Here is a 14,441-nt window from a genome sequence, read left to right as displayed (position 1 = left end):
CAATAAAGTTTTGTTGGCGCAATCCAGGCCGAAAATATATTGTAATGGCGATTTGTCTACTGTTGCGGTCGTCTCGTTGGGGGATTTATTGGGCTCAAATACGGATCACGTCGAGAGAATGCCGGGGCATTCGTTGAGTTTTTGAGGGCGAAATACGAACAGCCCACCTTAGGTGAGCGGCGTTCTGCTCTGCATGGCAGTAGCGCTCGAAAGTAAGCTCGTCGAGTTGACCGCGGAATAAAGTTCGGGATCTTCCAGCAACCATTCAGGGGATTCAACGGGAAGGTGAGGGGAGAAGGGTAAGCGTTTGAACTGAGGTTTCGGGGGGCACGGATTCCACCGGCTTGCGCCTTTTGAAGTTGCGCTATTGGAGGACAAACCAAGAATGGAACACAGATACCACGGATAAATCACGGTGTTTCACGGTCCGAAATCGTTGTTTGTGCCGCAAGCAGGCATTTTCAAATTGGCTTGGTTTGTAAACAAATTGGGCGTGATCGAAATTGCAAATCACCCCTCTGGCCGTGTAATTCCGTGACTCATCCGTGTCCTCCGCGTTCTATTTCTTACGAACCTGCTGAATAGCGCAACTTCAAAACTTGCGCCTCTGGCAAGTGTTGGATGCGGCTATGCGTCACTGCCTGTCTTGTCGCCTATTCCGGTCGTACCGGTGGGGCCAGATTTTTTCACCAGCGAAACGGCGCTGCGCGACTGGGTGACGTTGATTTTATCTCGCTAGCAATGCCGAAAAAGAAGGAGACGGACCAGCAGGATTATGTCGGGCAAGAATCGCCCCGCGACTTTGCGACATGCACGGCATGTCGTCAGCCAAAATGGAGTGGCGCCCGCCATGTTTGAAAATCGCAGCCTACATCGCGACCTGATCGCAATCGGATTGGCGGCGGTGGTGTTGTTTCTGCTGTTGTCGTTGGTCAGCTACAATGCGGCCGACCCAATCCCTGCGCCGATTTTTCCGATCAGCGAAGTTTATCAGCCAGACCAGGTGGTTTATCCGGCCGCCGAGCGGGCTTCCAATATCTGCGGCGGCATGGGCGCTTTGGCGGCCGATTTGCTGTTCTCCCGATTAGGGGGCTTGGGCGCCTGTTATCTATTGCTATCGCTGGCGGCCCTGGATTTCATTCTGCTAAGACGGCTAGAGGTCACGGCGCCGGCGCTGCGGATGTTCGGTTGGCTCGCTTCGCTGACTGGGCTGACGGCGCTCGCTTCGATGTATGCTCCACTGCTAGGAACCGGGCCTTTGTCAGGCGCCGGCGGCGTGCTCGGCACGCTTGGTTCTACCCTGCTGCATCAGCACTTTGCGGCCATCGGCGGAACGCTGTTAGCGCTGACCGTGACCGGCGTGGGACTCTTCCTTTGCACCGAGTACCAACTGTTGCGATTGGCGATGGTCGTGGGGATTAAGGGAATCGAGACCGCAGTTCTGGGCAAAGAAATCGTCGCCAAACGAATCAGCAAGAAGGGGGCTGCCGAAATCGCCGCGGCTGGATCGGAGGACAATGCAGAAGCTGCAACTGATCTGGAAGATGCCGAAGCAGAGATCACAGAAGGAATGACGATCCGCATCGGCGGTCGCCAGGTAGAAGCAGCTGAAGCCGACGACGACGAGAGCGAAGCCGAGGAAGCCGACGCCGAAGAGTGGGAAGAGGAAGAGTCGGTAGAAGAAGCGGAGGAAGACGACTCGGAATGGGAAGAGGAAGAAGACGAGGAAGAGGCGGAAGCGGAGAGCATCCCAGTCAAGACGTTGGCGGACAAAGTGGTCAAAGTCGAAGACGATCCGATGGCCGTGAAGAACGCGAAGTCCAAGAAGAAGGCCAAAGAGGACGATCGCGCCGCCGTCATCAAAGAATTGAACGCCGCCGCCGACGACGAGCCGAAGCATGAGCACTACGAGCTGCCGCCGATCGATCTGTTGATCGAGAACGAAGAGTTCTCGTACGAAGCCCAGGAAAGAGAAGTCCGGCAGAAGGCGAAGATCCTGGAGAAAACCTTCGCCAACTTCGGTTTCAACGTCAAAGTAGTCGAGATCGAAACCGGCCCGGTGATCGCTCAGTACGAAGTCGAGCTAGAGGCAGGGCTGCGACTTTCCAAGATCACCGGCCTGGCCGACGACTTGGCGATCGCGCTGCGCGTGCCGAGCGTCCGTATCGTCGCGCCGATCCCCGGCAAAAACACGGTCGGGATCGAAGTGCCGAACGAAGAACGCCAGATGGTCCGCCTGCGTGAGGTGATGGAAGAAGGTCTCGGACGATCAGCCAAGATGAAGATTCCGATCTTTTTGGGCAAGGACGTCTCTGGCAATCCGCTGGTCGTTGATCTGGCGTCGATGCCTCACTTGTTGATCGCCGGTCGTACTGGTACCGGTAAGTCGGTCTGTTTGAACGCGCTGATCACGTCGATCCTGATGACCCGACGTCCCGACGAAGTTCGCATGCTGATGATCGACCCGAAGATGGTCGAATTGAGCTGCTACAAAACGCTTCCCCACTTGATGCACCCGGTCGTCACCGACATGAAAAAGGCCGAGGCGATCTTGGCCTGGGCGGTCGAGAAGATGGAAGAACGCTATCAACTTCTGGCCAAGGTTGGCGTGCGACATCTGGCGGTCTTCAACCAGCTGAGCGCCGAAGAGATTTACGAACGTCTGGAAGTCGGCGACGAAGAAGATCGCAAGAGCGTCCCGACCAACTTGCCCTACATCGTGATCGTCGCCGACGAAATCGCCGACTTGATGATGACCTCGGGCAAAGAAGTCGAGCAGCATATCATTCGGCTCGCGCAGAAGAGCCGAGCGGTCGGGATTCACTTGATCCTAGCGACGCAAAAGCCGACGGTCGACGTCATCACCGGCTTGATCAAGTCCAACTTGCCAGCTCGCTTGGCGTTCCAGGTCGCCAGCCGTACCGATAGTCGCGTCGTGCTGGACGAGATGGGCGCCGACAAGTTGTTGGGCAACGGCGATATGCTGTTCTTGTGGCCCGGCACCAGCTCGCTGCTTCGCGGTCAGGGGACCTACCTGTCGGACGAAGAAATCAACAGCGTCGTCGACTTTGTCAGCACCGGCGAACAAGACTTTGTGAAAGAGTTGGTCCAGTTGAAGGTCGAAGATGGCGCCGTCGCCGACCCCAGCAAGATGAAGAAACGGGACGAGCTGTACGAGCAAGCGGTCGACGTGATCGTCGCCGAACAGCGCGGCAGCGTGTCGCTGCTGCAACGCGCGCTGGGCGTTGGTTATGGTCGCGGCGCCCGGTTGATCGACTTCATGGCTGAAGATGGCATCGTCGGACCTTACAACGGATCCCAGGCTCGCGAAGTGACAATCACCTCGATCGAGTGGGAGCAGATGAAGTCCGGCGATTCGCCTGCCGCCAAGATCGAGATCGAAGAAGACGTGATCGAAGCCAAGCCGAAAAAGAAAGCGGCGGCCGAATCAAAACGCTCCAATAAGGTTGTCCCGGTACCTGATATCGAAGAAGAAGAGGAAGAGGAATACGAAGAGGAAGAAGCGGAACTATTCGACGAAGAAGAAGCCGAGGACGAGGAGGAAGTCGAAGAGTACGACGAAGACGCCGAGTATGAAGAAGAGGACGGCGACGAAGAAGAATACGAGGAAGAGGAGTACGAAGAAGAAGTCGACGAAGAGGAGGAAGCCGAGGAAGAAGAGGAGCCGAAGAAGGGTGGGCGTCAGAAGCGGGCGTAAGCCATGCTTGCTGGGACCTACAAAAAAAGGACGCTCCCATAGAGCGTCCTCTGTTGCTGCGGCAAATCGCGTTTTACTTTGCGACGTTAAACGCCAGCTCGCTGGCGTTTTGCTGGTTGACGGTGGCTTCGGTGCGAAACACGCTGAACAATGCTCGTCCTAACGGGATTTCCATTTCGGGCTTCGCGTTTCCGTCATAACCATAAATCTGCACGCGGTAAGCCCCTTCTTGCATCCCGAATCTCGCGCCGGCAGTATTGAACTTGCCATCGATGATATCGGTAGTGAGAGCAGGTCCGGAGTTCCCTTGCGACGAGTCAGGACTGAATGTCACCGTCCCCCGCGGCACTGGCGAACCTTTGAACGTCACGACGCCGCTAACGGGGAAGCCCGTCGAATCTGCCGCACCGCAACCACTGGTCGCCAGCAGCATAACCGCGAGGAGGGCGCCAAAGGCGGATTGAATATAATTCATCATCAAAACCAAAGAGAAAGGCAAAGAGTTAAGACGAAACAAAGGATGCGCGGTGTCAGCAGCCGGTTAGTCGAGGGGAAGTGATTCGCCGCCTTTGCAACTAGCGGCCGCCAAATAGGTGTCGTGATCGATAGTTTCCGCGAGGAAGCGAACCGACGCGTCTCCCAAGGTGAACATCGCACCGCCGGGGTGACTGCTGCCGAAAGACATATCGTTGAAGCGTCCTGTTTGGTCCGAGTTGATCGCATCGTTCACATTTTTTGCTCCGACGCAGTAATAGCCGACGCGTCCGCCTCGCGACCAAGGACGATAGCGAGTCGCCTTGCCGTTGCGATCACTCCACGAGATCTCGCCGAACGCCAACGTATTACTCGTACCGTCGATCATGTCACGCATCGCACGAGTTTCGCCTTCATAAAAAATCCCTCCCTTAGAGAAACCTCCGTAAGCGGTGTCGGTGCCTGGATTATATTCGTAGGAACTGCCGGTCGCGGGATTGGTCCCCTTAGCGCCCAGCACGCCGTAATAATGCGTGGTGTAGTATTCAATGTTATCGTCGGCCATCGGTTCGTTACCGCTGGGGCAGAGATAAGCGTCTAGACGAGTTCTCAAAGCTTGCGCGTTCACTCCTGATCCGTAATTGAGCTTCGTGTCCATCTGGTCATACAAGCTGCTCTGCTCTAGGAACGGCAACAAAGCGACATGCAAGGCCGTCCGTTCCGAGTCTCCTTGGCAGCCGAGTGGAAAGCTGCCGTACGTATCGTGATAGTTGTGCAGCGCCAGTCCAAGCTGCTTTAAGTGATTTGAGCATGCCATGCGACGAGCTGCTTCCCGGGCTTGTTGCACCGCCGGCAGCAACAGAGCAATCAGCACGCCGATGATTGCGATGACAACCAACAGCTCGACCAGGGTAAAACCGGCCCGTCTGCGGAAAAGTACGGACATCAGAGAACCTATTTAACTAGAAGAGATAAGAATAGTATCAAAAAGCTAGAAACAGCCGCGCAGCAAAAAAGGAAAAGCAACAATGTCGATAGGGTAATGATCCCTTCAGCAGACCAAAGTGAGCCCGGCGCCCTTCAAATCGGACCGATGCTTGATTGGCGAAGATCACGCCTGCGATCGGCAAGCAATTACGCTCCCTAGTTCTTTGAATTACAAGGGAATGACTTGCTTTGTTCGCTAATCATCTTTTATCAAATTTTAAGTAGAATCTCAACTAGATTGCTTGCTTTTGTAGATTTCCCTCCTTCAGATCGGTAAATCGCGACTCTCAACAGGGCCAGCAAGGATAAATGGTCCTAATGGGGGCCACAGCGAAGGTGTCTATGGATTGACGATTGCTTATGCAATTGGTTAATGAAGAATCGCGAAGGGTCACCACGGATTGGCGAGCAGCCTAGAATGGGCAAGTTGCGAGCTTTATGTCCCGGTTGGTCACCCAGCGTCATTCCAGAAACAAGGGAATAAGAGGCCAAACCCGCAGCGCGAACCGCCCACCCGGCGGGAGCGTCTGGTTGACATAGAATCCTGGCAATTTTAGACTTACGTCTTCCGCACAATTTGTGAAAGACTGGCCGTTCGCCTGAAAAGGGTGCAGGGAAATGCCCAACACGCTGATCAACGTAGGCTCGCAGCAGGGACCGATTACGATTGTACAAATCGTAGTACCGGGCCGCTGTGGGCTTGGCTAGTGGAACGGCGAATCACCGACTTCCAACAGCCCTGAAGCCCTTCGCGGCCTCAGGGCTTTTTTTGTTTACTACCCGGCAGCGCCAAAAAACTAACAGCGCAGATACCCAACGTGGCTCGCCCCCGCCAATAGGGACTTTCTTCATGAGAAAAATCGAGATCTACGACACGACGCTTCGCGATGGCGCCCAGGGAGAAGGCGTGAGCTTTTCTTTGCAGGACAAGCTGTCGATTACGCAGCGCCTGGACGAGATCGGCGTTGATTTTGTGGAGGGGGGATACCCGCTGTCGAATGAAAAAGACGCCGAGTATTTTCGTCGTGTCCAAGATCTGAACCTGCAACACGCCAAGGTCTGCGCCTTTGGGATGACCCGCCGCAAAGGGATCAGCGCCGCGGACGACCCCGGGATGCAAGCGTTGATCGGCTCTGGCGCGCCGGTGGTGACCATCGTCGGCAAGACCCATGATTTTCATGTGACCGACGTACTGCGGGTGACGCTGGAAGAAAATCTGGCGATGATCGCTGACTCGATCGGCTACCTGATCAGCGCAGGTCGCGAAGTGATCTATGACGCCGAACATTTCTTTGACGGTTGGAAAGCGAATCCTGAGTACGCCGCCGAAACGATTCGCGCCGCCGCAAAGGCCGGCGCTCGACTGGTGGTGATGTGTGACACCAACGGCGGCAGCTTGCCCGAAGAGATCTCGGAGTTTGCCGCCAAAGCGATCGCCGCGCTCGCCGAATTCAACGTGCCGGTCGGCATTCACACGCACAACGATGGTGATCTGGCGGTCGCCAACAGTCTGGCCGCAGTTGATGCCGGGGCGGTGCAAGTGCAAGGGACGATTAACGGTTTTGGCGAACGTTGCGGCAACGCCGATCTGATTTCGGTGATCGCCAACTTGGGCTTAAAGCGCAAAGGATATGAGGTGATCGGCGGCGCCGGCTATCAGCACCTAACCGAGCTTTCGCGCTTCGTGTATGACACGGCCAACGTCAATCGTCGCAACAATCAGGCCTTTGTCGGACAAAGCGCATTTGCTCACAAGGGTGGCATGCACGTCCACGCGATCAACCGCGCCGCATCCAGCTACGAGCATATCGATCCGCAGACCGTCGGCAACGAACGCCGCGTGCTGGTCAGCGAATTGTCAGGCCGATCCAACATTGTCGCGCTGACGACCAAGCACAATCTGCAGGACGATCGCGAGCTGATGGATAAGATCCTGGCCGAAGTCGTCGCCAAAGAAAACCAAGGCTATCAGTTTGAAGCGGCCGAAGCTTCGTTTGACTTGTTGGTCAAGCGGGTTGCCGGCGTGTTTCAATCTCATTTCGAGGTTCTCAAATATCACGTCGAAGTTGAAGATTTAGTCGAACATCAGATGGTCGACTTGATGACCGAAGCGACTGTCAAAGTCTCGATCGACGGCGAGATTCGCTACGAAGTGGGTGAAGGGGATGGCCCGGTGCAGGCGCTGGACGTCGCACTGCGAAAGTCGCTGAACGGCTACTTTCCGACGCTCGAAGAGATGCATCTGGTTGACTACAAAGTACGTGTGGTGAATCAAGAAGCCGGCACCGCCGCGCGGATTCGCGTGACGATCGAAAGCGCCGACGAGCATGACGTATGGGGCACGATCGGCGTCAGCGAAAATATCATCCAAGCCAGCTGGAACGCGCTGGTCGATGCGATTGAGTACAAACTTTATAAAGATGAACAACGGGGTAAGTTGCCGGTGCGGGCTAGCGCCCAGTCAACTGCGGCGGACTAATCGTCGCTTGTCCCTGTTGCCAACCCCCGTTTGAGACCAAAGAAAGTGGAAGCTGTGACTTTCAATCCGAAAGATCTCCCGAATCGATTCGATTTTGTGGCCGCGCAGCAACGGATCTACCCGATGTGGGAAGAGCGGGGCTACTTTCACGCCGAGGTGAATCCCAGCAAGACTCCCTACACGATTGTGATTCCACCGCCCAATGTGACCGGCGCGCTTCACTTAGGGCATGCGCTCAACAGCACGTTGCAAGACGTGTTGATTCGCTACAAGCGGATGAAGGGTTTTGAGGCCTTGTGGGTGCCGGGTACCGATCACGCCGGCATCGCCACACAAGCGGTAGTCGAACGCCGAATCTTGGAAGAAGAAGGTCTTTCGCGCCATGATCTCGGCCGCGACCAGATGGTCGAGCGGATCTGGAAATGGAAAGATCAATACGAGACCCGTATCTTGGGTCAGTTGAAGCGGATGGGAAGCAGTTGCGATTGGGAGCGGACCCGATTTACGCTTGATCCGATGTGTGCCCGTGCGGTGCGTAGCACCTTCTTTGATCTGTTCTCCAAGAACTTGATCTACAAAGGAAAACGGTTGGTCAACTGGGATACGTTCCTGCAGACCGCCGTGAGCGACGACGAAGTCTCCCACGAAACGACCCAAGGGCACTTCTGGCACTTTAGCTATCCGGTGATTGATCCGCAGCCTGGCGAACCGCCGGTGGTGACGATCGCAACCACCCGACCCGAGACGATGTTGGGCGATACGGCGGTGGCCGTGCATCCCGATCCCCAGCGAGCGCTTGACGAACTAGAAGCGGAGCTTCGAGAGAAGCTCAAGACGGCGCCTGGCAAAGAAAAAGCGGAGATCCAGACCGAACTCGATCAATTGACCGAGCGTCGCCGCACCATGCTGCCGCAGTTAATTATCTTGCGCGATATGGCGCTAGCCGGCCGCAAGCTGATGTTGCCGCTGATCGAACGTGAGATTCCATTGATCGTCGACGAGTGGGCCAAGCCGGAAATGGGGTCTGGCTGCGTGAAGATCACGCCGGCGCACGATCCGAATGACTACGAAGTCGGCGTGCGGAATGAGCTGCCGATGATCAATATTTTGAATCCCGACGGGACGCTCAACGAGAACGCGGCTCAGTACAAAGGCTTCAAGATCTACGACGCTCGGGATCGCGTGGTTGCCGATCTGGATGCGATCGGTCTGCTGGACAAAGTCGAGGATCGTGAGATCGATCTGGCTCACTCCGATCGCAGCAAGACGCCGATCGAACCGTATCTGGCCGACCAATGGTTCATTCGGATGGATGAACTAGCGCAAAGCGCCATGGATGCCGTGACCGATGGTCGCGTGAAGATCTACCCGGCTCGCTACGCCAAAGGATACGTCGACTGGCTCAGCGAAAAACGGGATTGGCCGGTCAGTCGGCAATTGTGGTGGGGTCATCAGATCCCGATTTGGTCGCAAACTTGTCAGTTGGTGGAAGATCATAACAAGCTGGTTGCGAATTTAGAGGCTGACCCTGATATCACGGCTGGCCGCGCTTCGTATCAGATCGAGCGCGACGTCGAACGTCAGGCCGCCGAAAAGACCGGCACCATCCAAGGCGCCGCGCGCGTGGGGATGCCTTACTCGATGATTCACGTCTGCATCAACGAAGATAACGACGCGTTGGCGATGAAGTACGAGAAGCTCGGCTTTGTCCGTGAAGAAGACGTGCTGGATACCTGGTTCAGTTCGGCCCTTTGGCCCCACTCGACGTTGGGTTGGCCTGAGCAAACTCCAGAACTGGAGTACTTCTATCCAACCAGCACGTTGATTACCAGTCGCGACATCATCACGCTGTGGGTTGCTCGGATGGTGCTGGCCGGTTTGAACAACATGGGCGAGATTCCATTCCGTGAAGTCTTCATTCACCCGACCATCTTGGATGGAATGGGAGAACGCATGTCGAAGTCAAAGGGGAACGGCGTCGATCCGTTGGATGTGATCGAGAAGTTTGGCGCCGACTCGCTGCGGTTTGGGCTCGTCTATCTGACCACCGAAACGCAAGATGTGCGAATGCCGGTGCAATACGAGTGTCCGCATTGCGGCGCTTTGATTGACCAGACCAAGAAAAATCGAGTGCAGCACACGGTGGTCTGCAAAAAGTGCGAAGGAGTCTTCTCGACGCAATGGGCGCAAAGCGAAGCCGATCTGGCGTTGCCGCGCGGCGCTGTGGTCAGCGAACGCTTTGAGATTGGCCGCAACTTCTGTAACAAGTTGTGGAACGCCGCTCGATTCACGATGATCAATCTAGAAGGATTTCAGCCGGCGCCGGTCAAAGAGGCCGACCTGTTGCTGGAAGACCGCTGGATTCTCAGTCGCTTGGCTTCGGCCGAAGCCGAAATGACGCGCTGCCTAGAGACGTATCGCTATGCCGACGCCGCGCGGGCGTTGTACGACTTTGCATGGGACAATTTTTGCAGCTTCTATCTAGAGATGACGAAGGAACGTTTCACCGACGAAGCTTCGCGTCCGCTGGCGCAGCGGGTGATTACCTTTGTCTTGGATTCGCTGCTGCGGATGTTGCATCCGCTGATTCCGTTTATTACCGAAGAAATCTGGCAGTCGCTTGGTCTGTTGGCGCCGCAGCGCGGGCTTGCCAAAGTGACGACCGCGACCGACAGCATCATGATTGCTGAGTGGCCGTCGATCGACGCCGCCTGGCAAGACGCCAAGATCGAAACGCAGTTCGCCAAGTTTCAGGAAACGCTGGCCAGCCTGCGTGAAATTCGAAGTCGTCAAAACATCGCGCCGCGCGAGATGCTCGAATTTGTCATCCGCTGTGACGCCCAGACCGTCGAGCTGCTCGAAGCGATGGAGCCTTACTTTGCTTCGATGGCCAATGCGCGCGGCGTTGGCTGGGGCGAAACGGTGACCATTCCTGAGACCAACGCGCGGATTGATTTGCCCGGCATGGAAGTCTATGTCGACCTCAAAGACTTTATCGACATCGGCGCCGAAATTGAGCGTAACGAGAAACAACGCGAGCGTTTGCTCGGCATGATTACCGGCAAAGAGAAAAAACTGTCCAACGCCAGTTTTGTCGAACGAGCGCCGGCGGACGTCGTCGCCAAAGAACGTGAAGGGCTAGAAAACGCCCAGCGTGAACTGGAATCGGTCGAAGCGGCCTTGGTCAAGCTCCAGCAGAAGTAGACGACATCGCGGCGGTCTGCATCTGGCGATTTTCGCTTGGTCTGGCCGCCGCAATCGCTGCTCCGTTATAATGCAGGCGTGTCCTGTCCCCGTCTCCTCGCGAATCCACCCATTGGGTCTAATTATCTTATGCCGGTCCAAATGGAACTCTCGCGGATCATCATCAGCGAGATCAATGATCAGCAGGTCATCTACCTGAAAGAAATCGACGGTGATCGGCAGTTTCCGATCATGATCGGCATCTTTGAGGCGACCAGCATTCATCGCCGCGTCAAAGATTTTGCCTCGCCGCGGCCGCTGACTCACGATCTGATCTGCAACATCATTGATCAAATGGGGGGCGAGCTCGATAGCGTCGTCATCTGCGATCTGAATCAAGGAACCTATTTCGCCAACCTGCGGATCAAGATGGAAGGGGAGTTGATCGAAGTTGACGCGCGCCCTTCGGACGCGATCGCCATCGCGGTCACCAGTCAGCCCAATCTGCCAATCTACGTCGAAGAACATGTCTTGGACGAATCGGCTACTTAGACCTGCTCGACTAGCGCTGGCGGCCTGTTCTGCTCGTGAAGATAAGCGAAAACATGGCGTCCCAGAAGCGTAACCAAGCTTCGTTCGATTTTGAACTTTAGCGGTTGGGTTGTTTCGCGCGGCCAGAGGACTAGGATGACGGTTGGTCTCTATCCCCCGTCTTTGGAGTTCCCCCATGCTTCGGCCTCTTCTTACGCTGCTGATCGCAGTCTCATTCTCTGCTGCCGCGCTGGCCGGTCATCGGCTCGTGACGCAAGGCAACGGCAAGTTAGCCATTGTTGACGCCGCTGGCAAAATTGAATGGGAAATGCCGTTCAACGACATTCATGACATCCACGTCACCTCAGATGGACACATCTTCGCCCAAGTGGGGATGCGGAAGATTGTCGAGATTGATCCAGCCGAAAAGAAGATTGTCTGGTCTTACGACTGCGCGAATGAAAATGGGAACGCCGGCAAGCCGATCGAAGTTCACTCATTCCAACCGCTGGCCGATGGAAAGATGATGATCGCCGAATCGGGAATTGGCCGCATCATCGAGATCAACCGCGAAGGCAAGCTGCTGAAAGAAGTGAAGCTGACCATCGACAATCCGCACCCGCATCGCGACACTCGACTGGTTCGCAAGCTCGAGAATGGCAACTACCTGGTTTGTCATGAAGGTGACGGCAAGGTTCGTGAGTACGACGGCGAGTCGGGCGACATCGTCTGGGAATACGACGTGCCGCTCTTCGACAAAGAGCCGGCTGGTGGTCACGGACCCGAAGCGTGGGGCAACGCTTGCTTCGCCGCGCTGCGATTGAAGAACGGCAACACGCTGATCTCGACCGGCAATGGTCACGGCGTAATTGAAGTCACCCACGACAAAAAAGTTGTTTGGCGTTTGCAACAGAAAGAATTACCCGGCATCACGTTGGCCTGGGTCACCACGTTGGAAGTCTTGCCTAGCGGCAACTATGTGATCGGAAACTGCCATGCTGGCCCCGGTCAACCGCTGCTAGTTGAAATTGAACCGAAGACCAAAAAGGTGGTTTGGACATTCGACCAGTACGACCGCTTCGGTAACTCAGTCCCCAATTCGCAGATCTTAGACGTTGAAGGGGACGTGATTCGCTAACCACGAAGAAGGGCCATGCCTGCTGAAGCGCTGCTCAGCGGACAGCGCTTCTCTTCAATCCGTTATTCTCGCACAGCGCTGGACCAAGCGAATTGGCCAGCGCTTTCCACGGCAGACGCGGCTCTACGACACCAATACATCGGCGAAGGCTTTGTTGAGGGCCGCTAAGCCGGCTTTACCTTGCTTACCTTCGACGATGACGTTGACCATCACTTCGGACGTGTTGATCAGCTCGACGTTGATCCCGGCGTCACTGAGTGCGCGGAACATGCGGATGCCGACGCCGGTATGGCTGCGAAGTCCAATGCCGGAAACCGACAGCTTGGCGGCGTCTGTTTTGCACAAGATCTCTTCAGCGCCTAGTTCGGCGCCGATCCGCTTGGCGACCACCAGCGCCTGTTCGCTATCTTCTTTGGGGACAGTCAGGCTGAGATTCGCCGCGTCGCCGCGACCGACGTTCTGGACGATCATATCGACCAAGATGCCTGCGGCGGCGATTGCTTCAAACACTCGAGCGGCAATGCCGGGGTGATCCGGAATTCGTCGAACCGAAATAACCGACTGGGAATCGTCGAGGACAATGCTGTCGATCGTCAGATCTTCCATCGTTCGCAGCCGCGCAACCACTTCGGCAGCGTCTCGTTCACTATCGCGTGGTACGGCGGCGACTGACTCCGGTGCGTCCTCCGGCTTCACATCCAGCAAGAAGCCCGAGTGAACGGCAGCCAAGGCGCGCTGGGCGTCTTCGCGTGAGACCAGCACTGAGATCTTGATCTCGCTGGTGGTGATCATTTGGATATTGATGTTTTGGTCCGCCAAAACGCGGAACATCTTGTCAGCGACTCCAGACTGTTCGGCCATGCCCAGGCCGACGACAGAGATCTTTGAGACCTTCTCGTCATAGGCGACGCTAGCGTATTGCAAGATATGGGCCGCATTGCGGACGGCTTCCAGCGTTTGGTCCAGTTCATCCCGGGGTACGGTGAACGAAATATTGGCCCGGCCATCGGCGCCGATGTTTTGCACTACCATGTCGACCGAGATCGCTTTGGTAGCGATGCTGTGGAACAGTTCGTGCGAGATCCCAGGGATGTCCGGGACCCCTTCGATCGTGATCCGGGCTTCGTTTTTGGTCATCGCAGCGCCACTGACCGGACGCGACATCGATTCGGGCTGATCGACAATCATCGTGCCGGTGATGTCGGTAAAGCTGCTTCGGACATGAATTGGCACGCCGAACTTTTTCGCGAACTCGATCGAGCGGCTATGCATCACGCCGGCGCCCAAACTGGCCAGCTCTAGCATCTCGTCATAGCTGATCTGCAGCACGCGCCGCGCTTCGGCCAACAGTCGTGGGTCGGTCGTGTAGACGCCGTCGACATCTGTATAAATTTCACAGGCGTCCGCATTCAACACCGCCGCGAGCGCCACCGCTGTGGTGTCGCTGCCGCCGCGACCCAGCGTGGTGATGTTCAGGTTTTCGTCGATCCCCTGAAAGCCGGCGGCGATGACGATGTTGCCTGCGGCGAGCAACTCTTTGACGCGTTCGGTTTCGATCGAAATGATCCGCGCTTTGGTATGCGTGCTATCAGTGCGAATGCCGATCTGAGCGCCAGTCAGGCTGACCGCTTTGGCGCCGAGCGCATCAATCGCCATCGCCATCAGCGCAACGCTGACCTGTTCGCCGGTCGAGAGCAGCATGTCCATTTCGCGCGCCGGGGGGCGATCGTTGATCTGCCGAGCCAGTTCGACCAGAACATCGGTGTTTTTGCCCATCGCACTGACCACCACGACGACTTGGTGACCTTCTTTTTGGGCGCGGATCGCTTTACGCGCTGCGGCGACAATCTTGTCACAGTCGGCAACGCTGGTGCCGCCAAACTTTTGAACAATCAAAGACATGTTGGATTTCGGCCTTTCGGCAAGTGCTG

The 14,441-nt window shown here is 56.1% G+C and carries 8 protein-coding genes; 5 read left to right on the top strand and 3 right to left on the bottom strand.

Features of this window, described 5'->3' with window-relative positions; translation table 11 throughout:
• Positions 1-850: 850 nt before the first annotated feature.
• On the top strand, positions 851-3,718 hold the full coding sequence (locus SH421x_RS20465) for an FtsK/SpoIIIE family DNA translocase (protein WP_488856463.1): 2,868 nt from the start codon (positions 851-853) through the stop codon (positions 3,716-3,718).
• Positions 3,719-3,791: 73 nt separating this feature from the next.
• Here SH421x_RS20465 and SH421x_RS20460 read toward each other — a convergent pair whose 3' ends face one another.
• Together SH421x_RS20460 and SH421x_RS20455 are read right to left on the bottom strand one after the other, a co-directional pair.
• Positions 3,792-4,196 (bottom strand): hypothetical protein, encoded by a 405-nt coding sequence (locus SH421x_RS20460; protein WP_488851874.1) that lies wholly within the window; start codon positions 4,194-4,196, stop codon positions 3,792-3,794.
• A 63-nt stretch (positions 4,197-4,259) separates the two neighbouring features.
• Positions 4,260-5,138: a DUF1559 family PulG-like putative transporter gene (locus SH421x_RS20455; RefSeq protein WP_488851873.1), complete on the bottom strand. Its 879-nt coding sequence runs from the start codon at positions 5,136-5,138 to the stop codon at positions 4,260-4,262.
• 891 nt (positions 5,139-6,029) lie between these two features.
• On the opposite strand from SH421x_RS20455, the gene cimA reads away from it, so the two are divergent.
• The 4 genes from cimA to SH421x_RS20435 all read left to right on the top strand — a co-directional run bounded on the left by cimA (position 6,030) and on the right by SH421x_RS20435 (position 12,510).
• Positions 6,030-7,658, top strand: coding sequence for a citramalate synthase (gene cimA / locus SH421x_RS20450; protein ID WP_488851872.1), 1,629 nt, complete (start codon positions 6,030-6,032; stop codon positions 7,656-7,658).
• Positions 7,659-7,781: 123 nt separating this feature from the next.
• On the top strand, positions 7,782-10,862 hold the full coding sequence (locus SH421x_RS20445; protein ID WP_488856461.1) for a valine--tRNA ligase: 3,081 nt from the start codon (positions 7,782-7,784) through the stop codon (positions 10,860-10,862).
• 129 nt (positions 10,863-10,991) lie between these two features.
• Complete coding sequence (locus SH421x_RS20440) at positions 10,992-11,393, top strand: bifunctional nuclease family protein (RefSeq protein ID WP_488851871.1); 402 nt, start codon at positions 10,992-10,994, stop codon at positions 11,391-11,393.
• A gap of 175 nt (positions 11,394-11,568) precedes the next feature.
• On the top strand, positions 11,569-12,510 hold the full coding sequence (locus SH421x_RS20435; RefSeq protein WP_488851870.1) for an outer membrane protein assembly factor BamB family protein: 942 nt from the start codon (positions 11,569-11,571) through the stop codon (positions 12,508-12,510).
• A 123-nt stretch (positions 12,511-12,633) separates the two neighbouring features.
• Here the strand turns inward: SH421x_RS20435 and SH421x_RS20430 are convergent, their stop codons facing one another.
• Entirely contained in the window at positions 12,634-14,412 is a 1,779-nt protein-coding gene (locus SH421x_RS20430; RefSeq protein ID WP_488851869.1) for an aspartate kinase, read from the bottom strand.
• Between the last annotated feature and the right edge of the window lie 29 nt (positions 14,413-14,441).

Source organism: Blastopirellula sp. SH421 (assembly GCF_057808535.1).
This window is presented reverse-complemented; position numbering and strand designations above follow the sequence as displayed.

Bases quoted from the DNA above. Each gene is read 5' to 3' on its own strand.
- SH421x_RS20430 (WP_488851869.1), bottom strand. From the start codon at position 14,412: ATGTCTTTGATTGTTCAAAAGTTTGGCGGCACCAGCGTTGCCGACTGT.
- cimA (WP_488851872.1), top strand. From the start codon at position 6,030: ATGAGAAAAATCGAGATCTACGACACGACGCTTCGCGATGGCGCCCAG.
- SH421x_RS20460 (WP_488851874.1), bottom strand. From the start codon at position 4,196: ATGATGAATTATATTCAATCCGCCTTTGGCGCCCTCCTCGCGGTTATG.
- SH421x_RS20465 (WP_488856463.1), top strand. From the start codon at position 851: ATGTTTGAAAATCGCAGCCTACATCGCGACCTGATCGCAATCGGATTG.
- SH421x_RS20435 (WP_488851870.1), top strand. From the start codon at position 11,569: ATGCTTCGGCCTCTTCTTACGCTGCTGATCGCAGTCTCATTCTCTGCT.
- SH421x_RS20455 (WP_488851873.1), bottom strand. From the start codon at position 5,138: ATGTCCGTACTTTTCCGCAGACGGGCCGGTTTTACCCTGGTCGAGCTG.
- SH421x_RS20440 (WP_488851871.1), top strand. From the start codon at position 10,992: ATGCCGGTCCAAATGGAACTCTCGCGGATCATCATCAGCGAGATCAAT.
- SH421x_RS20445 (WP_488856461.1), top strand. From the start codon at position 7,782: ATGTGGGAAGAGCGGGGCTACTTTCACGCCGAGGTGAATCCCAGCAAG.